Raw genomic sequence first — 22,457 nt, 5'->3', positions numbered from 1 at the left:
CTCCGCGCCGATCCCCGCCGCGGCTCACGTCTCCGCCACCGGGCCTGCCCGGCTCGCGGGGACGCACGAGAAGGGGCTCCCTGCTCTGAGGAGACGAGCAGGGAGCCCCGGCGGGTAAGAACGCGATCACGGGGCGAACCGAGCTCAGCCGGTTCGCCCCGTCCCGCCTCAGCGGTAGTCGCGTCCGAAGTCGAAGTCGTCCAACGGGACCGCGGCACCGGTTCCGGGACCGAACACGTCCGGCGCGTAGTACCCGTCGTCGTAGGACGGGATCGCGTAGGCGGCCGCACGTGCTTCCTCAGTCGGCTGAACCTGGATGTTGCGGTACTTGTTGATGCCGGTACCCGCCGGGATCAACTTACCGATGATGACGTTCTCCTTCAGGCCGATCAGCTTGTCGCTGGCGCCCTCGATCGCGGCGTTGGTCAGGATCCTGGTGGTCTCCTGGAAGGAGGCCGCCGACAGCCACGACTCGGTGGCCAACGAGGCCTTCGTGATGCCCATCAGGACCGGACGGCCGGATGCGGGGTCGCCGCCCTCGGACACGACGCGGCGGTTCTCCGACTCGAACTGGGAACGCTCCACCGGAGATCCGGGGAGGAACTCGGTCGCGCCGGAGTCGATGATGATGACCCGCCGCAGCATCTGCCGGACGATGACCTCGACGTGCTTGTCGTGGATACCGACGCCCTGGGAGCGGTACACCTCCTGCACCTCGCGGACCAGGTGCAGCTGGGCCTCCCGCGGCCCGAGAACCCGCAGGATCTCGTGCGGGTCGACAGCACCCTCCATGAGGCGCTGGCCGACCTCGACGTGGTCGCCGTCCTCCAGCTGACGCTCGGTGCCACCGACGTTGATCACCGCGAGCCGCTGCCGCTTGGACAGCTTGTCGTAGGTGATCTCGTCGCTGCCGTCGTCCGGCGTCAGCGTCATCTTCCAGTAGCGGTCGTTGTCCTCCAGGCGGATCCGTCCGGAGGCGTCGGCGATCGGGGCCTTGCCCTTCGGCAGCCTTGCCTCGAACAGCTCCTGGACACGCGGCAGACCGGCGGTGATGTCGTCGCCACCGACACCGCCCTGGTGGAAGGTACGCATGGTCAGCTGCGTACCGGGCTCACCGATGGACTGCGCCGCGACGATGCCGACGGCCTCGCCGACGTCGACCAGCTTGCCGCTGGCCATCGAACGCCCGTAGCAGTAGGAGCAGACACCGGAACCGGATTCGCAGGTGAGCACGCTGCGGACCCGCACGGTGCTCACGCCTGCCGCGAGCAGGCTCTCGATGGCCGGGTCACCCAGATCGGCGCCACGACTGAGCAGGATGTTGCCCTCGGAGTCCTTGACGTCCTCGGCGGTCATCCGCGCGTAGACGCTGGTCTCCACGTTCTTCTCGCGGATGAGCTTGCCGTCCGGGGTGGTCTCCCCGATCGGCATGCGGATACCGCGGTCGGTTCCGCAGTCCAGCTCGCGCACGATGACGTCCTGCGAGACGTCCACCAGGCGCCGGGTCAGGTAGCCCGAGTCGGCGGTACGCAGCGCGGTGTCGGCCAGACCCTTGCGGGCACCGTGGTTGGAGATGAAGTACTCCAGCACCGACAGACCTTCCCGGAAGTTGGTCTTGATCGGGCGCGGGATGTACTCACCCTTCGGGTTGGAGACCAGACCACGCATGCCGGCGAGCTGGACGATCTGGGACATGTTCCCGGCCGCGCCGGAGCGCACGATCATGCTGATCGAGTTGTCGTCCGGGAAGTTGTTCTCCATCGCCTCGGACACGTCGTCCTTGGCCGCGTTCCAGACCTTGACCAGCTCGGCGTTGCGCTCCTCGTGGGAGAGGGCACCGCGCCGGTACCTCTTCTCGACCTGGTCGGCCTTGGACTCGTAGGAGTCCAGGATCTCCTTCTTGTTCGGCGGAACGAGCACGTCGGAGATCGCGGTGGTGACACCCGAACGCGTCGCCCAGTAGAAGCCCGCGTCCTTGAGCTTGTCCAGCGTCTGCGCGACCGAGACCATCGGGTAGCGCTCGGCGAGATCGTTCACGATCGCACCCTGCGCCTTCTTGCCCAACATCTTGTTGACGAAGGGGTAGTCCTCGGGCAGGAGCTCGTTGAACATCACCCGGCCGAGGGTGGTCTCCATCGTTATCGACTGGCCGGACTCCCAGCCCTCCGGAGTGTCCTCCTTGGCCGGGACGATGTCGCGCATCCGGATCTTGATCCTGGCCTGCAGGTCCAGCGAACCGTGGTCGTGGGCCATGATCGCCTCGTCGTACGAGGAGTAGGCGTGGCCCTCTCCGGTCGCGCCCTCCTTCTCCCGGGTCAGGTAGTACAACCCGGTGACCATGTCCAGCCGCGGCATCGCCAGCGGACGCCCGGAGGCGGGCGAGAGGATGTTGTTGCTGGACAGCATCAGCACCCTCGCCTCGGCCTGCGCCTCGGCGGACAGCGGGAGGTGCACGGCCATCTGGTCACCGTCGAAGTCGGCGTTGAACGCCTCGCAGACCAGCGGGTGCAGCTGCACCGCCTTGCCCTCGACCAGCTGGGGCTCGAAGGCCTGAATACCCAGCCTGTGCAGCGTGGGAGCACGGTTGAGCAGCACCGGGTGCTCGGAGATGACCTCTTCGAGCACGTCCCAGACCTGCGGGCGCTGCCGCTCGACCATCCGCTTCGCGGACTTGATGTTCTGGGCGTGGTTCAGGTCGACCAGCCGTTTCATGACGAACGGCTTGAACAGCTCGACCGCCATCTCCTTCGGCAGCCCGCACTGGTGCAGCTTCAGCTGCGGACCGACGATGATCACCGAACGGCCCGAGTAGTCCACACGCTTACCGAGCAGGTTCTGCCTGAAGCGGCCCTGCTTGCCCTTGAGCAGGTCGGACAGCGACTTCAGCGGACGGTTGCCCGGGCCGCTGACCGGGCGGCCGCGCCTGCCGTTGTCGAACAGCGCGTCCACCGACTCCTGCAACATCCGCTTCTCGTTGTTGATGATGATCTCGGGCGCACCGAGGTCGATCAGTCGCTTGAGCCGGTTGTTGCGGTTGATGACCCTGCGGTACAGGTCGTTGAGGTCGGAGGTCGCGAAGCGGCCACCGTCGAGCTGGACCATCGGGCGCAGGTCCGGCGGAATCACCGGGATCGCACCGAGCACCATGCCCTGCGGGCTGTTCTTGGTGGTCTGGAAGGCCGCCACGACCTTGAGCCGCTTGAGGGCACGCAGCTTCTTCTGGCCCTTGCCGTTGCGGATGACCTCGCGCAGGCTCTCGGCCTCGGCGTCGATGTCGAAGTTGGCCAGCAGCGCATCGATGGACTCGGCACCCATGCCGCCGGTGAAGTACTCGCCGTAGCGGTCGTAGAGCTCGCGGTACAGCGACTCGTCCGAGATCAGCTGCCTCGGCTCGAGCTTGGTGAAGGTCTCCCAGATCTCGTCGAGCCTGTCGATGTCGCGCTGCGCGCGCTCGCGGATCTGGCGCATCTCGCGCTCGCCGCTCTCCTTGACCCTGCGGCGAACGTCGCTCTTGGCGCCCTCGTTCTCGAGCTCCGCGAGATCGGACTCCAGCTTCTGCGCCCGCGACTCCAGGTCCGAGTCGCGCTGGTCGGCGATGTTCTTGCGCTCGACCCCGATCTCGCTCTCCAGGGTCGGCATGTCGTTGTGCCTCATCTCGGTGTTGACCGAGGTGATCACGTACGACGCGAAGTAGATGATCTTCTCGAGGTCCTTGGGCGCCAGATCGAGCAGGTAGCCCAGGCGGCTGGGCACGCCCTTGAAGTACCAGATGTGGGTGACCGCGGCGGCCAGCTCGATGTGGCCCATCCGCTCACGCCGGACCTTGGCACGAGTCACCTCGACACCGCAGCGCTCACAGATGATGCCCTTGAACCGGACACGCTTGTACTTACCGCAGTAGCACTCCCAGTCCCGGGTAGGGCCGAAGATCTTCTCGCAGAACAGCCCGTCCTTCTCCGGCTTCAGCGTGCGGTAGTTGATGGTCTCCGGTTTTTTGACCTCGCCGTACGACCACTGGCGGATCTCATCGGCGGTCGCCAGTCCGATACGGAGTTCGTCGAAGAAGTTGACGTCAAGCACGTCGGGTCTTCTCCCTTGGTTGGGTGTGTGCCGGGTGGACGTGGGGCCGGTTCGCGGGGACCACGCGGGATCCCCGCGAACCGGCGACGAGGTCAGTTGACAACGTCGTCGACCGAGGGGGCCTCGTTCTTGGACAGGTTGATGCCGAGGTTGGCAGCTGCCCTCTCGAGGTCCTCGTCGTCACCATCGCGCATCTCGATGGCGGCGCCGTCACTGGAGAGCACCTCGACGTTCAGGCACAGCGACTGCAGCTCCTTGAGCAACACCTTGAACGACTCCGGAATACCCGGCTCGGGAATGTTCTCGCCCTTGACGACCGCCTCGTAGACCTTGACGCGCCCGAGCACGTCATCGGACTTGATCGTAAGCAGTTCCTGCAGCGTGTAGGCGGCGCCGTAGGCCTGCATGGCCCAGCACTCCATCTCACCGAAGCGCTGGCCGCCGAACTGGGCCTTACCGCCCAGCGGCTGCTGGGTGATCATCGAGTAGGGCCCGGTCGACCGTGCGTGGATCTTGTCATCCACCAGGTGCAGCAGCTTGAGGATGTACATGTAGCCGACCGCGACGCGGTGCGGGTACGGCTCCCCGCTGCGTCCGTCGATCAACATCGCCTTGCCGTCGCCGTCCACGATCTGCTCACCGTCGCGGTTCGGCTTCGTGGACCCCAACAGCCCGGTGATCTCCTCCTCGCGGGCACCGTCGAACACCGGGCTGGCCGTCTTGGTTCCCGGCTCCACCTCGTAGAGCTCCTCCGGGATCTTCGAGGCCCAGTCCGGATCGCCCTCGATCGACCACCCCTGCGAGGCGATCCAGCCGAGGTGGGTCTCCAGCACCTGGCCGATGTTCATACGACGCGGCACACCGTGGGTGTTGAGGATGAGGTCCAGCGGGGTGCCGTCCTTGGTGAACGGCATGTCCTCGATCGGCAGGATCTTGCCGATAACACCCTTGTTGCCGTGCCTGCCCGCGAGCTTGTCACCGTCCTGGATCTTGCTCTTCTGAGCCACGTAGACCCGGACGAGCTCGTTGACCCCCGGCGGGAGCTCGTCGTCCTCCTCGCGGTTGAACACGCGGACGCCGATGACCTTGCCGGTCTCGCCGTGCGGAACCTTCAGCGAGGTGTCCCGGACCTCCCTGGCCTTCTCACCGAAGATGGCCCGGAGCAACCGCTCCTCCGGGGTCAGCTCGGTCTCACCCTTGGGCGTGACCTTGCCGACCAGGATGTCGCCGCCCTGGACCTCGGCACCGATGCGGACGATGCCGCGCTCGTCGAGGTCGGAGAGCACGTCCTCGGAGACGTTCGGGATGTCCCTGGTGATCTCCTCGGAACCGAGCTTGGTGTCCCTGGCGTCGACCTCGTGCTCCTCGATGTGGATCGAGGTCAGCACGTCGTCCTGCACCAACCGCTCGGAGAGGATGATCGCGTCCTCGTAGTTGTGGCCCTCCCAGGGCATGATGCCCGTCAAGAGGTTCTTGCCCAGGGCCATCTCGCCGTTCTCGGTGGAGGGGCCGTCGGCGATGACCTGGCCCGCCTCCACCCGGTCGCCCTCGTCGACGATCGGCTTCTGATTGATGGAGGTTCCGTGGTTGGACCGCGCGAACTTCTGCAACCGGTACGTGCGCCGGTTGCCGTCGTCGGCCATGACCGTGATGTAGTCGGCGCAGGAGTCCTCGATCACCCCGGCCTTCTCCGCGGTGATCACCATGCCCGCGTCCACGGCCGCACGCAGCTCCATGCCGGTTCCGACCAGCGGGGAGTCGCTCTTCAGCAGCGGCACCGCCTGGCGCTGCATGTTGGCGCCCATCAACGCACGGTTGGCGTCGTCGTGCTCGAGGAACGGCAGCATCGCCGTGGCCGCCGAGACCATCTGCCGCGGCGAGACGTCCATGTACTCGATCTCGGTCGGAGCGAGCAGCTCGACCTCGCCGCCCTTGCGCCTGCCGAGCACGCGGTCCTCGAGGAAGTTCCCGTTCTCGTCGATCGGCGTGTTCGCCTGCGCCTTGGTGTAGCGGTCCTCCTCGTCGGCGGTGAGGTAGTCCACCTGCTCGGTGACCACACCGTCCACGACCTTGCGGTACGGGGTCTCGATGAACCCGAAGGGATTGACCCGCCCGAAGGTGGCCAGCGAACCGATGAGGCCGATGTTCGGCCCCTCCGGCGTCTCGATCGGACACATCCGACCGTAGTGCGAGGGGTGCACGTCGCGGACCTCGACGCCGGCACGCTCCCTGGAGAGACCACCCGGCCCGAGCGCGGAGAGCCGCCGCTTGTGCGTCAGCCCGGCCAGCGGGTTGGTCTGGTCCATGAACTGGGACAGCTGCGAGGTGCCGAAGAATTCCTTGATCGCCGCGACCACCGGCCGAATGTTGATCAGCGTCTGCGGTGTGATGGCCTCGACGTCCTGGGTGGTCATCCGTTCCCGGACGACCCGTTCCATCCGGGAGAGCCCCACGCGCACCTGGTTCTGGATCAGCTCACCGACGGTGCGGAGCCTCCGGTTGCCGAAGTGGTCGATGTCGTCGAGCTCGACCGGGACCTCGTTGCCCTCCTGGCCCATCGAGCTCTCACCCGCGTGCAGCCGCACCAGGTACTCGATGGTGGTGGCGATGTCGTCCTCGGTGAGCACGCCCGTCGTGAAGGGCAGCTCCAGACCGAGCTTCTTGTTGACCTTGTACCGGCCGACCCGGGCCATGTCGTAGCGCTTCTCCTTGAAGAAGAGGTTCTCCAGGAGGGTCTGCGCACTTTCCTTGGTCGGCGGCTCGCCCGGACGAAGCTTGCGGTAGATGTCCAGCAGGGCCTCGTCCTGACCGGCGGTGTGGTCCTTCTCCAGGGTCGAGAGCATGGTCTCGGAGAAACCGAACCGCTCGCGGATGCCCTCCGCCGTCCAACCGAGCGCCTTGAGCAGCACGGTGACCGGCTGACGACGCTTGCGGTCGATCCGCACACCGACGGTGTCACGCTTGTCGACGTCGAACTCGAGCCAGGCGCCCCGGCTCGGGATGATCTTCGCGCTGTAGACGTCCTTGTCCGTCGACTTGTCGACGGTCTGATCGAAGTAAACGCCGGGGGAGCGAACCAGCTGGGAAACGACGACACGCTCCGTGCCGTTGATGATGAACGTTCCCTTGTCGCTCATCACGGGGAAGTCCCCCATGAAGACGGTCTGGCTCTTGATCTCGCCGGTCGTCTGGTTTATGAACTCCGCTGTGACGAACAGCGGAGCCGCGTAGGTCATGTCCTTGTCTTTGCACTCCTCGATGGAGGCCTTGACCTCGTCGAAACGCGGGTCGGAAAAGGACAGCGACATGGAGCCCGAGAAGTCCTCGATCGGGGAGATCTCGCTCAGAACCTCTTCCAGCCCGCCGACGGGCGCTTCCTCGCCGGCATCGACCCGGCGCTGGAACCAGGCCTCGTCACCGACGAGCCATTCGAAGGATTGTACCTGCAGATCCAGTAGGTCGGGTACTTCCAGCGGCTCACGGATCTTCTCGAATGAGACGCGCCTGGGGGCCCCAGGGATCCCCCTCGTGAAGTTGGAAGCTGCAGAGACCTTGGTCGCGCGGGAGACTGCCAAGATGCGTCCTTCCGGGACTCTGAACTGGCTGCAACCGCCTTCGGACCCGGTGGTCCGAGTAGCACGGCTGTCAAGGGTGCAATGGCGCCCACGTTCCAAAGCCCCAGCTCAGGATCACCAATGATTGGTCCTCGAGCGGGGAACAGGGAAAGCGGGCAGCGCAACGTAGTAGTCTAGCTCGCGTATAGCTCGCTGTCGAGAGGGGGCCTTCAGCATCCCTCTCCGCGGTCACCGCATCGCCCGCTTGGTCTTCCGCTTCAGCGTGTTCGCGAATAAGCCTGACCGTCCCGCGCCCGTGAGTCAAGGGATCAAAGTTGCTTCACCCTCGTGGTGGAGAACACGGTCACCCGCAGTGACTGCCCACCACGCCGTGCGCTCCTGTCGTTACTCTACGCCCCCGAACGGCGATCCGCTCACGGAGTTCGTGTGCCCCTCGCCACGAAAGCGCGGCCGCCCTCGCCCACCCGCGGTCGCGCGCACCGGACGTACGGTGTTGGCGAACTACGGACGTCGCGCGCGGATTTTCCACCGATACCCCGGCGAGCCGCCGGAGGGCGCTCGTATCGTCTCCCCCGAGCCGGTGAAGATCCGCGAGCGCGGACCGAACGCGGGGTCACGATCTTACGCGACACCGGCTGCCACCCTCGAAGAGCCAGCCTCGGTTCCGCACCAGCGGTGACACGGGAGAACAAGGATGGACAACCAGGTGCACCAGCAGAATCAGCCGTTCCACGGGAGCGATCAACCCTCCGGACCACCTCCCGAGCACTCCGCGGGCACCGGCAACAGCTGGTTCAACAACGTGGAGGAGACCGCACCCGTGCGGACCGACCAGCCCGGTCCCCCCGCCCCCGAGAGCCGGCCCACTCCCGAGGAGCAGACCCCCGAGCAGCGCTACGCCGACGCGCTGGCCGCGCTCAACCACATGATGGCCACCTTCGACTTCAAGGCGCTGTCCTGGGTGACCGAGGTGCTGCGCGCCACGGCCGGCGCGCTGCCGGAAAACGACCCCTCCCGGCCGAGCGTGCTCAACAACCTGGGCAGCGCCGCCCAGCTCGCCCACCTGGCCTCCGGCGACCTGGCCCACCTCGAGGACGCCGTCGCGTACTACCGCTCGGCGGCGGACTCCGCGCGCCGCGACGACCCCGACGCGGTGCTCTACCTGTGCAACCTCGCGCTGGCGCATACGGACTGCGCCACCCGCAAGGGCTCCGCCGAGCAGGCCGCCGACGCCGTGCGGGCCGCCAGGCGCGCCACGGAGCGCCTGGACCGGATCCCCACCACCGGCGGGGACACCGAGGGCAACGGACGGCACCGCACCACGGCGCTGGTGCGCCTGGGCAACGCGCTCAAGGCGCACGCACGGCTGGCCTCCGACAGCAACTCGGACGACGAGTCGGTCGACGCCTTCCGCGCGGCGCTGCGCGAAACGGCCGGCGGGGACGGCGCCCAGCGCGGCGGAGACCCGGAGCTGCTGGTCAGCCTGGGCACGGCTCTGCTGCGCAGGCACGAGCGCAACGCCGAACCCAGCGACCTCGACGAGGGGATCAAGTACCTGAGCAACGGCGTGGAGTCGCTGCCGGACGGACAGCACCGGAGGTCCACGCTGCTGCGCTTCGCCGAGGCGCTGCGACTGCGCTACCGCCAACGCGGTGACCTGAACGACCTGCAGTCGGCCGTCGACGAGCTCTTCGGCACGCTCGACGCCCTGGACCCGGGCAACCCGCTGCTGGGCAAGCTGGTCTGGAACCTCGCCTCGGCCACCGTGGAGCACCTGGACAGCAGCGGGGAGCCCGACAATCTCTACCGGGCGCTCCGGGTGATCAGCCCGTGGATGCGCGACCTCGCGGGCGACGACCCGAACCGCGCCGTGGCGCTGGCGGGGTACGGGGCGCTCGCCCGCCGCCACTACCTGCACGGCGGCAACACGGCGGCGCTGGACACGGCCGTGGCCGCGGGCGAGGCGGCGACGGAGGCCGAAGTCCCGGAACCGAAGCAGTGCGCGGTGCTGAACTCGCTGGCTTCCACGCTCATCACCAGGTTCGAGCGCGCGAACGAGCAGGAGGACCTCGACCGCGCCACCCAAACGGCGCAGCAGGCGCTGAACGCCTCCGAGGCCCGCACCGCCCCGCAGTACACCGCCTACGCCCAGCTGGGTGTGGTCGCGGTCCACAGGAACCGGGTCAGCGGCCGCAACGAGGATCTGGAAACGGCCATCGAGATGTTCGACCGGGCGCTGATCGCCATGCCCGATTCGGCTCCGGAACGGGTGTCGGTGTCCACGCACCTGGGGCGCGCGCTGCAGACCCTCTACCGCCGCACCGGCAGACGGAAGCTCTACCGCTGGGCGCGCAGGACGTTGACCGAGGCGGCGACCCTTCCCACCGGACCCGCCGATCAGCGGCTCCGGGCGGCCAACCTGTGCGGGAGGTTGGCGGCCCACGCCCACCGCTGGTCGGAAGCCCTCGAGTCGTTCACGCTCGCGGTGGAACTGCTCCCGCTGGTCACCCAGGGCAAGCGGACGGTGGCCACCTCGGGCGTGCAGCGCCGCTGGGCCCACGTGACCGCCGACGCGGCCGCGTGCGCGCTGGAGGTCGGCAAACCGGAGCGGGCCGTCGAGCTGCTGGAGCACGGTCGCGCTGCGCTGTTCTCCGAGCTGCTCCCCGGCAGCGGGGAGCTCGGCAGGCTGAACCACGCCCACCCGGAGCTGGCCACCGACGCCGTGCGCCTGCGCAGGTTGCTGGACCGCCCGAACGAGGAGCCCGTCCTGAGCGGGCCGGACATCGTCGAGGACGTGGAGCGGCGACGCTGGTTGGCCGAGACCTGGGACGACCTCCTGCAGGAGATCCACGCCGAACCCGGCCACGAGCGGACCATGACCCCGCTGCCCTTCTCCAGGCTGGCCGAGGCCACCGATCAGGGCGCGGTGGTGCTGCTCAACCTGAGCAAGTACCGCTCGGACGCCATCGTCGTCTTCGGCGGGCGCGCCCTGGTGGTCGGCCTGCCCGCGGTCTCACCCGAGCTGGCGGAAAGGCACGCCGAGACGATACTGAACTCCACGCAGCAGGGACAGCGCAGCGCGGAGAGCGAGAACGCCCTCTCCGAGGCCCTGGACTGGCTGTGGCGGAACGTCACCCGCCCCGTGCTCGAGCGCATGGGCTACACCCGCACTCCCGCGCAGGGGGTGCGCTGGCCGCGGCTCTGGTGGAGCCCGCAGGGCGCGGCCGCCTTCCTGCCGCTGCACGCGGCCACCTCCTCCGAGGGCGAGTCGGCGCTGGACAGGGTCGTCTCCTCCTACACCCCGGGACTGCGCACCCTGCTGGACACCGAGCAGCGGGAGGAGCTCGACAACGGCCCGGGACTCATCGTGGGACCACCCGATCAGCACGCCCCCGAGCACCCGACCAGGATCCCGGCGCGCCACTGGCCGTCGGCACCCGTGCTGTCCAGCGGGGAGCACCCCACCGAGACTGCGCTCACCGCGATGCAGCAGCACCCCTGGATGCACATCTGCGAACCCAGCACCCAGAACGCCGCGCAACCCGCGGCGAGCCTGGTGCTGGACCGGGAGGACCGCGAGCGGTCCCTGGGGCTGCTCGAGCTGGGGCAGCACGACTTCGGCAAGGCGCGGTTCGCCTGCCTGGCCCGCTGCCGCACCAGGGAGACCCCCTCGGCAGCCACCTTCACGCTGGCCGACGCGTTCGCCTTCATCGGTTTCGCCCACGTGGTCGGCACCCTCTGGGCCGTTCACCGCGGGGCCTCCGAGGACGTGATCTCGGCCCTGTACACGGAGATCTCCCAGGACGGGAAGTTCAACGCCACGTGGACCCCCGCTGTGCTCAACTCGCTCGTCAGACGGCTGCGGCGCCGCTACCCGGACACCCCGACGCTGTGGGCGGGATACGTTCACGCGGGGAGTTGAGCCACGCGGAACGGACGAGCGCCCCGCCTCCCGCGCGGGGGCAGCGGGGGCAACGGCACACGGGAGACGACACGTGAACACTGCAGATCCGCGGGACCGAGCAGCGGGGCTGCTGCTCGGCGCGGCGCTGGGGGACTCCCTGGGATCCCGGTTCGAGGGCATGTCCGCGGTGCGCGCCGACCAGCTGGACGAGGTCGAGACCTCCGAGGGGGAGCTGCGCTACACCGACGACACCGTGCTGACCCTCGTGCTGGCCGAGCACTTCGCCGAGCGCTCCCCCGGGAGCGGGATCCAGCAGCAGGACCTGGCGCTCGGCTTCGCGCGGGCCTGGCGCGCCGAACCGGGTCGGGGGTGGGGCGGCGGGATCGGCGACGTCTTCTGCGCGGTGCTGTCCGGCTCGGAGTGGAGCAGCGCCGCCCGGAACTCCTTCGGCGGGCAGGGCTCCTACGGCAACGGCGCGGCCATGCGCGTCTCCCCGGTGGCGCTCGCGGCTCCGACCCAGCCGGAGGCAGCCACCCTGGGACTCCGCAGCGGAGAGGTCACCCACGCCCACCCGGACGGTGCGCACGCCGCCGCCGTGCAGGGGTGCGCCGTCCACCTCGCGCTGTCCACGCCCGCCGACACCGCTCTCGACCCGGACCGGTTCCTCGACCGGGTGGCCGGCTGCTGCCCGGGCTCGCGCTGGATATCCCTGCTGGAGCGGACGCGCGCGGTCCCGCGTTCCAGCCCACCCGCCGAGGCGGCCGAGCGGCTCGGCAACGACGTGACCGCCCCGGGTTCGGTTCCGCTGGCCCTGTTCTCCTTCCTGCGCCACCCGGACTCCCCTCGGGAGGCCGTCCGCTTCGCCATAGCCGCGGGCGGGGACACCGACACCATCGGCAGCATGGCCGGTGCGCTGGCCGGGGCGCGTTGTGGCGCCACGGCGCTGCCCCCGGAGCCGCTGCGGCGCCTGGAGGGCGCGGGCCGGTTGCGGGAGCTGGGGACGCTGCTCGCGGGCTGACGGCCGGTGGCACGGCCGCGCCGTGCCTCCCCGGGGGGCGCTCCCGCGGTGACGCCCTCCCGCCCGGATCGCCCAGCGGGAGGTCTCCGCTCCGGCCACCCGCGCGGACCGGGCCGCCGGAGCTCTCCGCTACCGGGCGAACTGCGACATGCCGGAGATCTTCCACTCCCCGGAGCGCTTCTCGGCCTGCACCGTCAACTGGGCGGGGTACATGCCGCCCTCGTCGCTCTTGGCGCTCGTGGCCTCCTGGTTGACGAACACCAGGACCTCGGCGCGGTCCCCCTCGAGCAGGGTCACCCCCGACCTGGCGACGGTGCTGGTGAGCTTCATCTTCTGCTTGGGCGCCTGCTCGCGCACCGTTTTGAACATCTTGTCGTACTGCTCCACGGCCTCGCCCACCAGCAGGTTCTCGGCCGCCTTGTCGGTCTTGCCCACGTTGGAGTAGTCGTAGGAGAACAGCTTTTCCACCGCGCTGCCGATCTGCCCCTTGACCTCACTGGTGGTGGCCTCGTCCACGAGCGCCGCGTTCGCGGAGGGGCCTTCGTGCCGCAGCGCGTGGGCCGTCTGGTGGAACCAGTACGCGAGCCCGCCGAAGCCGAGGGCGAGCACCAGCAGCACCGCCGTCAGCACGGTCCTCACGTGTCCGGAGGAGAGTCCGGACCGGCTCCCGGAGTCCGAGGCGCGCCTCCACGAGCGCCTGCCCCGCCCACCGGAGGACTCGGCTGGAGAAGCCGCGGGCTCCCGCTGTCCGTCCGCGCTGCCGGTAGCACCGGAACCCCGCCCCGGTGCGACTTCGCCACGGGACCGTTCCGGTTCCTCGCCCCGTTCGGAGTCCTCGTCGGAACCATCGTCAACGGTGCTCGTGCTCTCGGCGGTGTCGGCCTCCGCAGTGCCGACCTCCGCAGCGCCGGCCTCCGCAGCGCCGGCCTCCGCAGCGCTGTCCTGCTCCGATGGGCCGTCCTCACCCGAAGCCGGACCCCCCGTGGTCGCGTCCTCCGCCGCATCCGCTGCCGCGGCGGTCGCAGGCTCGGTCCCGTCCACCGCCCCGGCTTCCGCTGCCCCGGTCTCCTCCGCGGCGGTCTCCGCGGAATCCTGCCCGGCGACCGTGCTCGTGTCCTGACCGGCGTCCTGCTCGGCCGGCGCGTCCGCCCGCGGGGACGCGCCCGCGGCAGTGCTCGCGCGGTTCCTCGTCCCGGCGACACGCGGCTTGCGTGCCGGGGAACCACTCTGGCGGCGGCGTGGAGTACTGCGGGAAACGCTCACGACGCTCTCCTTCTGACCGACCGGTTGCGCGAAGTTCTGCTGCGAGATTGCGTGGACTGGTTTGCGCGTGGCCCGTTCCTCGGGGAGCTCTCACCTGAGCCCGCTCCGGGTGGGTACGATGTCGAGTGGCGGCGTTCGCCGCGGGCACCACCAGCGCTAGATAGCGGTGGGCTTCATCCGGCTCATCTTCCACCCCTGCCCGGTTCTGGTGAGCTCGGTGCGAACCCGCCAGCTGGTGGTGGACGGTTTCCCGTCCTTGGACTCCTTGGTGATCTTGTAGCTCGCGATCATCCGCGCCTTGCCCTCGCGGGTGTTCAGCTCGGTCAGCGCCGAGTCCATCACCTCCGCCCGCATGACCACCTTGTTCTTGGTGATTCGCTCGATCCGCTGGTCGCGGCTCCCCTCCAGCACGTCGTGCAGCGGACCGGTGGTCCCGTCGAGGGCCTGGTCCACGTCCTGCTGCGCCTGCCGGTGGTCGATCGAGTTGTAGTTGATCACCGCCTGTCGGCCCGCGCTCAGCACCCGATCCCGGGTAGCGGCCAGCTCCACGGAGGGATCGTTGGCCGCCAGCGCCCAGGAAACACCGAATCCCCCTGCCGCGAGCACGCTCGCGGCCAGCAGCACGGACGCGGTCACCAGCGGCCACCTGCGCCCGGAACGATTCCGCTTCACACCTGCCGTGTTCATGACGATTCCCCACACCCCCGACAACTCGGACGCAAAATTTCACTCACCCTGACCACCCGGAGCGCCCCGACCGCCCGGAGCGTTCCGGCTCCCGCGCACCGCGGTCGGGCTGTCCTCGGGCACCTCGCAGCGCGCGTCGCTGTTCAACGGAACCGGAGTCAGCTCGTCGCCCGCTCTTCGCTCGGTGCCCTCGTACACGCAGGGCATCGGGTCGAAGGCGTTGAGCACCAGGCCGAAGTGCGCCGAACCGTCCCCCGGGGCCACGGTGAAGCCCCCCGCGGACACGGCCGGGTAGGTCACGAACATCTGCTCCAGCCCGGCCGCGTTGTCCTCCAGCGCGCGGGCCGTCGGTATCCCGTTGGCCATGAGCGAGGAGAGCTTCGGCCCGGTCCGCCGCAGCGCACCACCGACCTCCTCGGCAGCCGGGGCGCCGCGGTCCAGGACCGCTCGGATGTCGCCGTCGGACTTCTCGAGCTGCTCGGCGACCAGCCGGAGGTCCGCGCTGAACGACCGCACGGCCGAGGCCTGGTCGTTCTGGGTGTCGAGCACGGTGGTGGTGTCCGCGAGCAGTTTCCTGGTCTGGGGCAGGTGCTCCGCGGCCTCCGCGGTGAACTCGTCGGTGGTGTCCAGCACCCGCTGGAGCTCGTCACCGTTGCCCTCGAAGGCGGTGCCCAGCTCGCGCACCACCGTGCGCAGCGAGTCCTCGGGAACGGACTCGACGAGGTCGTTCACGTTGCCCAGCAGGTCCTCGACGGGCAGCGGAGTGGTGGTGTCCGGCTTCCGCACCACCGAGCCGTCGTGCAGGTACGGCCCGCCGGAGCTCTTCGGGCGCAGGTCCACGTACTGCTCGCCGACGACCGAGCGGTTGGCCACGACGGCCCGCACGTCGGCGGGGATCCGCGGAGCGGACGGTTCGATGTCCAGGGGGACCTCGACCCCCTCCCGGGTCAGTTCGAGTTCGCCGACCCGCCCCACCTGGACGCCCCGGTAGGTCACCTCGGCGTTGGGGAAGATCCCGCCCGAGCTGGCCAGCTGGACCGTGACCACGTACCCCCTGGGGCCGAACAACCGGTCCAGCCCCGCGTACCTGGCCCCGGCGTAGCTGACCCCGACCAGCGCCACGGCGAGGAAGGCCGCGATCTGCACGCGAACTTTGCGGGTGAGCATCAGTCACCTCCGAACAGGAAGCCGAGCGGGCCTCCGTCGTCGGACGAACCGTCCTCGGACGAGGAGCCCTCCTCCGGCCGGTCGTTCGCCCCGCCACCGGATCCGCTCCCGGATCCCTCGGGAGCGACGGGGTCGGGTGGATCGCCCCCGGAAAGCGGCAGGGGCAGGTCGGGCAGCTGCGAGCTCTCGGACTCGTTCGGCAGGTCGAGCAGGGGCTGCCTGCTGCGCCCCAGGTTCTCGGTCACCCGACTCAGGTTCAGATCGGCGTCGATGTGCAGGTTGGTGTAGTCGCCCTTGATGCCTTCGACCGCCCCGTCCGTGAACGGATAGGTGAACAGGATCTCCAGCGACTTCGGCAGGTCCGAACCGGCCGCGGCGAGGTTGCGCAGCACTGGTTGCAGGTTCCGGAGGTTGTGCAGGACGTCCTTCCTGGTGCTGTTGACCACCTCGGTGGCCACCCCGGAGAGCTCGTCCAGCGACTCCAGCATCGTCACCAGCTGCTCCCGCTGGTCGTTCAGCACTCTCAGCCCGGGTTCCAGGTCGCTCAGCGCCGTGTCGATGTTCGCGCGCTGCCGGCGCAGCTCGGCGCTGAGCTCGTTGACGCTGTCCAGGGCGGACGTGATCTCGTCCTTGCTCCCGTCGAGCTCGGACACCAGGTGATCCATTCTGGACAGCAGGTCGCGCACCTCGCCCTCCCTGCCGTCCAGCGCCTTGTTGAGCTCTTCGGCTATGTTCTGCACCTTCCCGATCGCACCGCCGTTGAGCAGCATGGAAAGCGCCCCCAGGACCTCCTCCACCTCGGGACCGCGCCCCGTGCGCTCCAGCGGGATCAGATCTCCCCCGCCCAGGCGTTCCGCGGAGGCCTCCGATTCCGGGGGCTTGTACAGCTCCACGTACTTCTCCCCGAGCAGGCTGGACTGCTCGATCTTGGCCAGGGCGTTGCGCGGCAGGTCCACCTCGTCGTTGACGACCATGGTCACCTCCGCCTGCCAGGACTCGTCGGTGAGCTCGACGTTCGAGACCCGGCCCACCGGCACGTCGTTGACCCGCACGCCGGCGTTCGGGACGAGGTCAGTCACGTCGTCGAACCGCGCCTTGACCGTGTAGGGCTGCTCGCCCACATCCGCCCCGCCGGGCAGCGGAAGGCCGTGCACGCCTTTGAAGCCGCCCAGCCCGCATCCCGCGGTGAGCAGCAGCGTGCCGAACAGCGCCAGCAGCACCCCGGGGAGCCGGCGGCGCGCGGAGGTTCGCCCGCGCTCGTGGCTCGCCCGTGCGATTCCATCGGTTCCCGACATCAGCCCTGTCCCCCCGATCCGGACCCGTCCGAGCCGCCGAAGACCCGGTCACTGCTGGTTTTCAGCGGAACCGGGAGATCGGGGCGCTGGCCGCGCTGCAGCTTGGAGATCGTCTCCGCCGGGTCGGGCAGCTGCCCTCCCGCGTCCAGGAAGTTCCGCACGGACTCGCAACCGGAACGCAGCCCCGCCGGCGCATCGGTCCGCTGCGAGGGACCGTTCCCGCTGCCGGGGCGGGCCTGCTCGAGCAGCTTGCACAGCAGCACCAGCGGAGGCTGGCGCAGCTCGTTGAGATTCGCCCTGGTGTCCAGGGTTCCCGAGGCGGCGTTGTACGAGTTCTGCAGGTTGCCCAGGGCCAGCGGCGCGTTGGTCAGGGTCTCGCGCAACGCCTCGTTCTGCCGGGCGACCACCTTGGCTATCGAGTCGAGCTGTTCGACGTTGCTGTGCAGCTTGTCCTCGTTGGTGCGCACGAAGTTCTTCACCTTCCGCAGCGCCAGGGCCAACTCGGACAGCGCGGTGTCGAGGTCGTCCCGCTGGGAGGCGAGCAGGTCGTTGATCTCGCGCATCCGGCTGTTGAAGCGGCGCACCTCGCCGTCGTTCTCGGCCAGGTTCGAGGTGACCTTCTGCAGTTTGTCCACAGTGGCGAACAGGTCCTCGCTGCTCCCGGACAGCGTGCTGCCCGCCTCGCCCAGGTCGCGCAGCGTGCGCGAGATCAGCTCCCCGTTGCCCTCGAGGTTCCGCGCTCCGGTGTCGAGCAGTTCGCTCAGCTCGCCGTCGGAGTTGGCCCCCTTCGGACCGAGCGCCTCGGACAGCTCGTTGAGGCTGTTGTAGACCTCGTCGATCTCCACCGGGGTCACGGTGCGCCCCTTCGGGATGACCGCCCCGCTCTCCAGCGTCGGCCCGCCCTCGTAAACCGGGGTCAGCTGCACGAACCGCCCGCTGACCACGCTGGGCGAGATCACGGCCGCCCCCGCGTTCGCCGGGATCTTCAGCTCGCGCCGCACGCTCATCTCCACGCGGACGCGCTCCGGCTGCGGTGTGACCGCGTCGACGCTGCCCACCTTCACCCCGAGCACCCGGACCTCACCGCCCTCGTACAGGCCGACCGCGTCGTCGAAGTAGGCGACGACGCGGCGCTGGTCCGCTCCGAGGAACACCCACCAGACCCCGACGCTGACCAGGAGGACGAGCACGCTGCCCAGCGCCAGCCCGCGGGTGAACGGAGGTTTGCCCAATCGTCGGCTCATGGCAGACACCCCTCCTGGTTGACCGGACCGACGGCGGGTGGAAGCAAGCCGCAGAGGTAGACGTCGAACCAGCGCCCGCTGCCGAGCACGTTGGAGAACAACCTGGTGAACGGGGCCATCCGCTCGATGCTCTTGCCCAGGTTCTCCTGGTTGTCGCGCAGCAGCTCGGTGACCTGGTCCAGCTGTTCCAGCGCGGGGCGGAGCTGCTGCTCGTTGTCCTCGACCAGACCGGTCAGCTGCCTGGACAGCTCCGTCACCCCGTCGAGCAAGGACTTGATCGCGTCCCTGCGCTGTCTCAGCTCCCGCAGCAGCCGGTTGCTGTCCCGCAGCAGCTTCTCGATCTCGGTGTTGCGCTCGGCCAGCGTTCCCGCGACCCTGTTCGCCCTGTCGAGCAGCTCCTTCAGCTGCCGATCGCGCTCGGAGATGGTGTTGGACAGCCTGGACAGGCCCTGCAGCGTGCCGCGCATCTCCTCCCGCGTCCCGGAGAAGGTCTCCGACAGCGTCCGGAAGCTCTCGGCCATCTTCCCGGTGTCGACCTCACCGACCGTGTCGGACAGCTGCTCGAAGGTCTCGATCACGTCGTAGGGCGACATGGTGCGCTGCAGCGGGATGGGTTCCGACCGGTTCTGCTCCCGCTCGCCGCGCGTGTCCAGGGCGAGGTACTTCTTGCCGAGCAACGTCCCGACCTTGATCGCCGCATGCGTGCGGTCGCCCACCCAGGCGTCCTCGACATCGAAGGTGACCTTCACGTGCCCGCTCTCCAGCTCGACCCCGGTGACCGAGCCGACCTGGACACCGGCTATCCGCACGGTGTCCCCCTCGGCCAGCCCGCCCGCCTCGCTGAAGTTGGCCGTGTAGGTCGTCCCCGACACGAACGGCAGGCTCTTGTAGTTCATCGCGAGCAGGATTCCGAGGGTCAGCACCAGCAACCCGGCCACGCCGATCCTGAGCGGATCCCGCTTCTGGAAGGACTTCATGGGCGACACCTCGGCTGGGTGACCGGCATCAACGGCAGCGGGAGCTCGGCATCGCCGACGCCGACCTTTCCGGAGACCCCGCACACGTAGAAGTTGAACCAGGAGCCGTAGCTGGCCGTCCTGGTGATCGTTTCGAGCTTGCCCGGCATGTTCTGCAGGAACTCGCGCACGTCGCTCTTGTTCCGGTTGAGGTTCGCCGACACCTCGCGCAGCCCGGCGATGTCCTGCTTCAGCGGTTCGCGGGCGTCCGCGGTGAACCCGGCCGTGGTGTTGGTCAGCTCGTCCATGGCCGTGATGGCGCTGCCCACGGACTGCCGGTCGGCGGCCAGCCCGGACACCAGTTCCTGCAGCTGGGTGACCAACCCGGACAGTTCGCTGCGCCGCTCGTCGACGGTGCGCAGCACGCTGTTGAGGTTGGACACCACCTGGCCGATGACCTTGTCCTTCTCGGCGATGGTCCTGGTCAGCGAGGCCGTGTGCGACAGCAGGCTCTCCACCGTCCCGGACTCGCCCTGCAGCACCTGGATGATCTCGTGGGAGAGCTTGTTGACCTCGTCCGCCGAGAGCGCCCGGAACAGGGGCTGGAACCCGCCGAGCAGGGCGTTGAGATCCAGGGGCGGACTGGTCCGCTCCAGCGGGATGGTCGCTCCGCTCTCCAGCTGCTCGTCGACGGCTCCGGTGCCCTGCTCCAGCGCCACGTAGCGTTCGCCGATGAGGTTGCGCCACTTGACCGCGGCCTCGGTCGAGCTGGGCAGCCGTCGTTGGGAAACGGTGAACTCGACCTCGGCCGTGCCGCGGTCGACCAGGTCGATGCTTTCCACCTGCCCGACCCGGACCCCGGAGATGCGCACGTCGTCGCCCTCCTTCAGCCCCGTCACGTCGGTGAACAGCGCGGAGTACGACTCCGAGCTGCGCAGGCTCTGGTTGGCGATGGTCAGCACCAGCACCCCGGTGGCCAGCACGGTGACGAGCACGAAGACCGTGAACTTGACCAGGGGGCCGGTGACCGAGCGTCCGTTCATCGGTAGCTCACCTCAGTTCCACGCAGCAGCGGACCGACCAGCAGCGAGCTCCAGTCCGGCACTTCCCCCGGGGGAACCCCCATGCTCGGTGCGAGCACGGTGGAGATGAACTCCTGCTCGGCTTCGGAGTTCGCCAGTTCGCCGGTCCTGCCCGCGGCCTGCGGGGAGGTGCCCGCCGCCCCCTGCTCGGAGGTCTCCCGGTTCCGCGGGTACTGCTCCCCTCCGGACGGCGGGTTGACTCCCTCGTTGGAGGTCCGCGCCGGCGGCGGCTTGTACGAGCCGTCCTTGACCGGCCCGTCCGGCGGGTACTGCGGGAAGGGGCTCGGCGCGTTCTCGAAGTTGTAGCACCGGGGCCCGCGCTCGTCCCGGTAGGTCGGCTCGTCCCGCCCCGGCACGTACTTCCCGCGGTCGGAGGTGACCTCCAGGGTGATGTGCAGCCCCGGCTCGTCGGTTCCCTTGCCGAAGGCGCGATCGATCCTGGGGACGAACTCGGCCATGTCGCGCAGGAAGCACCGGTACTCCGGGGCGTACTTGGCCAGCACGTCCGTGGTGGGGCGCGCGGACGAGTTCAGCGTGATCAGGTTCTTGCGGTTCCGCTCCAGGAAACCGCGCAGGTCGTCGGAGGTGCGCGTGGTCCGCTCGGTGAGCTCCGCCAGCGCCTCGCGCTGCTCGACCAGGGTTTTCGAAGTGGTGGTCAGGTGATCCAGCGCGTTGAGCACGTCGGGGGCGGCCTTCTCGTAGGTCTCGGCGACCCCGACCAGTTCGCGCAGGTTGCGCTTGAGGTCGGGGATGGCCGGGTTGAACCCCTTCAGGTAGCCGTTGAGCCGGGAGAGGGTCTCGCCCAGGTCGTCGCCGCGCCCCTCCAGAGCGGTGCTCAGCGCGTTGAGCGTGGACGACAGCTCCGAGGGCTTCACCGCACGCAGCACTTCCAAGGTGTCGGAGAGCACGTTCTGCAGCTCCACGGAGGCCGCGGTGCGGTCCTGGGTGATCACGTCCCCTTCGGACAGGTGCGTTCCGGACGGGTTCTCCGGCAGCCGCAGGGAGACGTAGCGCGAGCCGAACAGCGACTTCGGCAGCAGCAGCGCGCTCACGTTGGACGGGATCTTGTCGACCTCCTCCGGGTCGAGCGCCAGCCGCAGCAGCGCCCCGTCTCCGTTCGCGCTGACCCGGCGCACCTCGCCGACGAGCATGCCCCGCACCTTCACGTCCGAGCGCGGGCGCAGCTGGTTGCCCGCCGAGGCCGCGCGCAGCTCGACCTCGACCACCGGTTTGAAGGCCTTCTGGTAGATGGCCACGGTCAGGCTGACGAACAGCACCATGCACATCAGCAGCGCCAGCCCCATGAAGCGCCGCTTGACCGTGCTCGCCCTGCCGCGCGCGCTCATCCGGCGATCCGCACGGTCGTCGAGGAGCCCCAGATCGCCAGGCTCAGCAGCAGGTCGAGAACCGCCGTGGACACGATCGCCGTGCGCACGGCACGGCCGACGGCGATCCCGACACCGGCTGGTCCACCGCTCGCCCGGTAGCCGAAGTAGCAGTGCGTCATGATCACCACCACGCTGAATACGAGCACTTTTCCGAAGGACCACAGGACGTCCCCCGGAGGCAGGAACAGGTTGAAGTACTTGTCGTAGGTGCCGGGGGGTTGTCCGTAGACGAAGATCGTGACCGCTCTGGAGGCCAGGTAGGAGCTGAGCAGCCCGAGGACGTACAGCGGGATGACGGCCACGAAACCGGCGACGACCCTGGTGCTGACCAGGTAGGGCAGGCTGGGGATGCCCATGACCTCCAGCGCGTCGATCTCGTCGGAGATCCGCATCGCGCCCAGCTGGGCGGTGAAGCCGGAGCCGACCGTGGCCGACAGCGCGAGCCCGGCCACCAGCGGAGCGATCTCGCGGGTGTTGAAGTACGCGGACACGAAGCCGGAGAAGGCCGCGGTGCCGAGCTGGTTGAGCGCGGCGTAGCCCTGCAGACCGACCACCACGCCGGTGAACATGGTCAGCCCGATCATCACGCCGACCGTGCCGCCGATGACCGCGAGAGCACCGCTGCCGAAGCTCACCTCGGCGAGCAGCCGCAGCACCTCCCTGAAGTACCGCAGCACGGCCTTGGGTATCCAGACCAGCGTCCTGACGTAGAACGACATCTGGTCCCCCAGGTCGTCCAGAGTCCGCAGTGGACGACCGGCGATCCTGCGCACCCGTCGGGAAATCGTGGCCATTCCC

General features: G+C 68.9%; 13 protein-coding genes. 2 read left to right on the top strand and 11 right to left on the bottom strand.

Going from position 1 to position 22,457, the window contains the following annotated elements; genetic code table 11:
• Positions 1–168 precede the first annotated feature (168 nt).
• Entirely contained in the window at positions 169–4,080 is a 3,912-nt protein-coding gene (locus tag G9Q41_RS05910; RefSeq protein ID WP_165631854.1) for a DNA-directed RNA polymerase subunit beta', read from the bottom strand.
• A 92-nt stretch (positions 4,081–4,172) separates the two neighbouring features.
• Complete coding sequence (gene rpoB, locus G9Q41_RS05905; RefSeq protein ID WP_092525954.1) at positions 4,173–7,655, bottom strand: DNA-directed RNA polymerase subunit beta; 3,483 nt, start codon at positions 7,653–7,655, stop codon at positions 4,173–4,175.
• Between the two features lie 694 nt (positions 7,656–8,349).
• On the opposite strand from rpoB, the gene G9Q41_RS05900 reads away from it, so the two are divergent.
• Together G9Q41_RS05900 and G9Q41_RS05895 are read left to right on the top strand one after the other, a co-directional pair.
• Positions 8,350–11,577, top strand: a complete 3,228-nt coding sequence (locus tag G9Q41_RS05900) for a CHAT domain-containing protein (protein WP_165631855.1) — start codon at positions 8,350–8,352, stop codon at positions 11,575–11,577.
• 73 nt (positions 11,578–11,650) lie between these two features.
• Positions 11,651–12,577 (top strand): ADP-ribosylglycohydrolase family protein, encoded by a 927-nt coding sequence (locus G9Q41_RS05895; RefSeq protein WP_165631856.1) that lies wholly within the window; start codon positions 11,651–11,653, stop codon positions 12,575–12,577.
• Between the two features lie 129 nt (positions 12,578–12,706).
• On the opposite strand, the gene G9Q41_RS05890 is transcribed toward G9Q41_RS05895, so the two are convergent.
• From G9Q41_RS05890 to G9Q41_RS05850, 9 genes are all read right to left on the bottom strand, one after another.
• Complete coding sequence (locus G9Q41_RS05890; RefSeq protein ID WP_165631857.1) at positions 12,707–13,840, bottom strand: hypothetical protein; 1,134 nt, start codon at positions 13,838–13,840, stop codon at positions 12,707–12,709.
• A gap of 156 nt (positions 13,841–13,996) precedes the next feature.
• A complete protein-coding gene (locus G9Q41_RS05885) occupies positions 13,997–14,527 on the bottom strand; it encodes a hypothetical protein (protein ID WP_207630553.1) in 531 nt (176 codons plus the stop codon).
• Between the two features lie 39 nt (positions 14,528–14,566).
• A complete protein-coding gene (locus G9Q41_RS05880) occupies positions 14,567–15,694 on the bottom strand; it encodes an MlaD family protein (protein ID WP_165631859.1) in 1,128 nt (375 codons plus the stop codon).
• Positions 15,694–16,989 (bottom strand): MCE family protein, encoded by a 1,296-nt coding sequence (locus tag G9Q41_RS05875; protein WP_165631860.1) that lies wholly within the window; start codon positions 16,987–16,989, stop codon positions 15,694–15,696. The genes G9Q41_RS05880 and G9Q41_RS05875 overlap by 1 nt, the downstream gene beginning before the upstream one ends.
• On the bottom strand, positions 16,989–18,233 hold the full coding sequence (locus G9Q41_RS05870; protein WP_165631861.1) for an MCE family protein: 1,245 nt from the start codon (positions 18,231–18,233) through the stop codon (positions 16,989–16,991). The genes G9Q41_RS05875 and G9Q41_RS05870 overlap by 1 nt, the downstream gene beginning before the upstream one ends.
• Positions 18,230–19,210: an MCE family protein gene (locus G9Q41_RS05865; RefSeq protein WP_165631862.1), complete on the bottom strand. Its 981-nt coding sequence runs from the start codon at positions 19,208–19,210 to the stop codon at positions 18,230–18,232. Before G9Q41_RS05865 ends, G9Q41_RS05870 begins: the two co-directional genes overlap by 4 nt.
• Positions 19,207–20,232: an MCE family protein gene (locus G9Q41_RS05860; protein WP_165631863.1), complete on the bottom strand. Its 1,026-nt coding sequence runs from the start codon at positions 20,230–20,232 to the stop codon at positions 19,207–19,209. The genes G9Q41_RS05865 and G9Q41_RS05860 overlap by 4 nt, the downstream gene beginning before the upstream one ends.
• The gene (locus G9Q41_RS05855; protein WP_165631864.1) at positions 20,229–21,617 is read right to left on the bottom strand and encodes an MCE family protein; all 1,389 of its coding nucleotides are present in this window, start codon (positions 21,615–21,617) and stop codon (positions 20,229–20,231) included. The genes G9Q41_RS05860 and G9Q41_RS05855 overlap by 4 nt, the downstream gene beginning before the upstream one ends.
• The gene (locus G9Q41_RS05850; protein ID WP_092525930.1) at positions 21,614–22,453 is read right to left on the bottom strand and encodes an ABC transporter permease; all 840 of its coding nucleotides are present in this window, start codon (positions 22,451–22,453) and stop codon (positions 21,614–21,616) included. Before G9Q41_RS05850 ends, G9Q41_RS05855 begins: the two co-directional genes overlap by 4 nt.
• Between the last annotated feature and the right edge of the window lie 4 nt (positions 22,454–22,457).

The sequence above is a fragment of the Actinopolyspora sp. BKK2 genome (assembly GCF_011291845.1).
GTDB classification, from domain to species: domain Bacteria; phylum Actinomycetota; class Actinomycetes; order Mycobacteriales; family Pseudonocardiaceae; genus Actinopolyspora; species Actinopolyspora saharensis.
The sequence above is the reverse complement of the archived record's forward strand: the minus strand, read 5'-3'. Positions and strand labels throughout refer to the sequence as shown.

Excerpts from the sequence above, each read along its gene's own strand:
- G9Q41_RS05875 (WP_165631860.1), bottom strand. The coding sequence starts at position 16,989 with ATGTCGGGAACCGATGGAATCGCACGGGCGAGCCACGAGCGCGGGCGA.
- G9Q41_RS05855 (WP_165631864.1), bottom strand. The coding sequence starts at position 21,617 with ATGAGCGCGCGCGGCAGGGCGAGCACGGTCAAGCGGCGCTTCATGGGG.
- G9Q41_RS05870 (WP_165631861.1), bottom strand. The coding sequence starts at position 18,233 with ATGAGCCGACGATTGGGCAAACCTCCGTTCACCCGCGGGCTGGCGCTG.
- G9Q41_RS05885 (WP_207630553.1), bottom strand. The coding sequence starts at position 14,527 with ATGAACACGGCAGGTGTGAAGCGGAATCGTTCCGGGCGCAGGTGGCCG.
- G9Q41_RS05850 (WP_092525930.1), bottom strand. The coding sequence starts at position 22,453 with ATGGCCACGATTTCCCGACGGGTGCGCAGGATCGCCGGTCGTCCACTG.
- G9Q41_RS05880 (WP_165631859.1), bottom strand. The coding sequence starts at position 15,694 with ATGCTCACCCGCAAAGTTCGCGTGCAGATCGCGGCCTTCCTCGCCGTG.
- G9Q41_RS05860 (WP_165631863.1), bottom strand. The coding sequence starts at position 20,232 with ATGAACGGACGCTCGGTCACCGGCCCCCTGGTCAAGTTCACGGTCTTC.
- G9Q41_RS05900 (WP_165631855.1), top strand. The coding sequence starts at position 8,350 with ATGGACAACCAGGTGCACCAGCAGAATCAGCCGTTCCACGGGAGCGAT.
- G9Q41_RS05865 (WP_165631862.1), bottom strand. The coding sequence starts at position 19,210 with ATGAAGTCCTTCCAGAAGCGGGATCCGCTCAGGATCGGCGTGGCCGGG.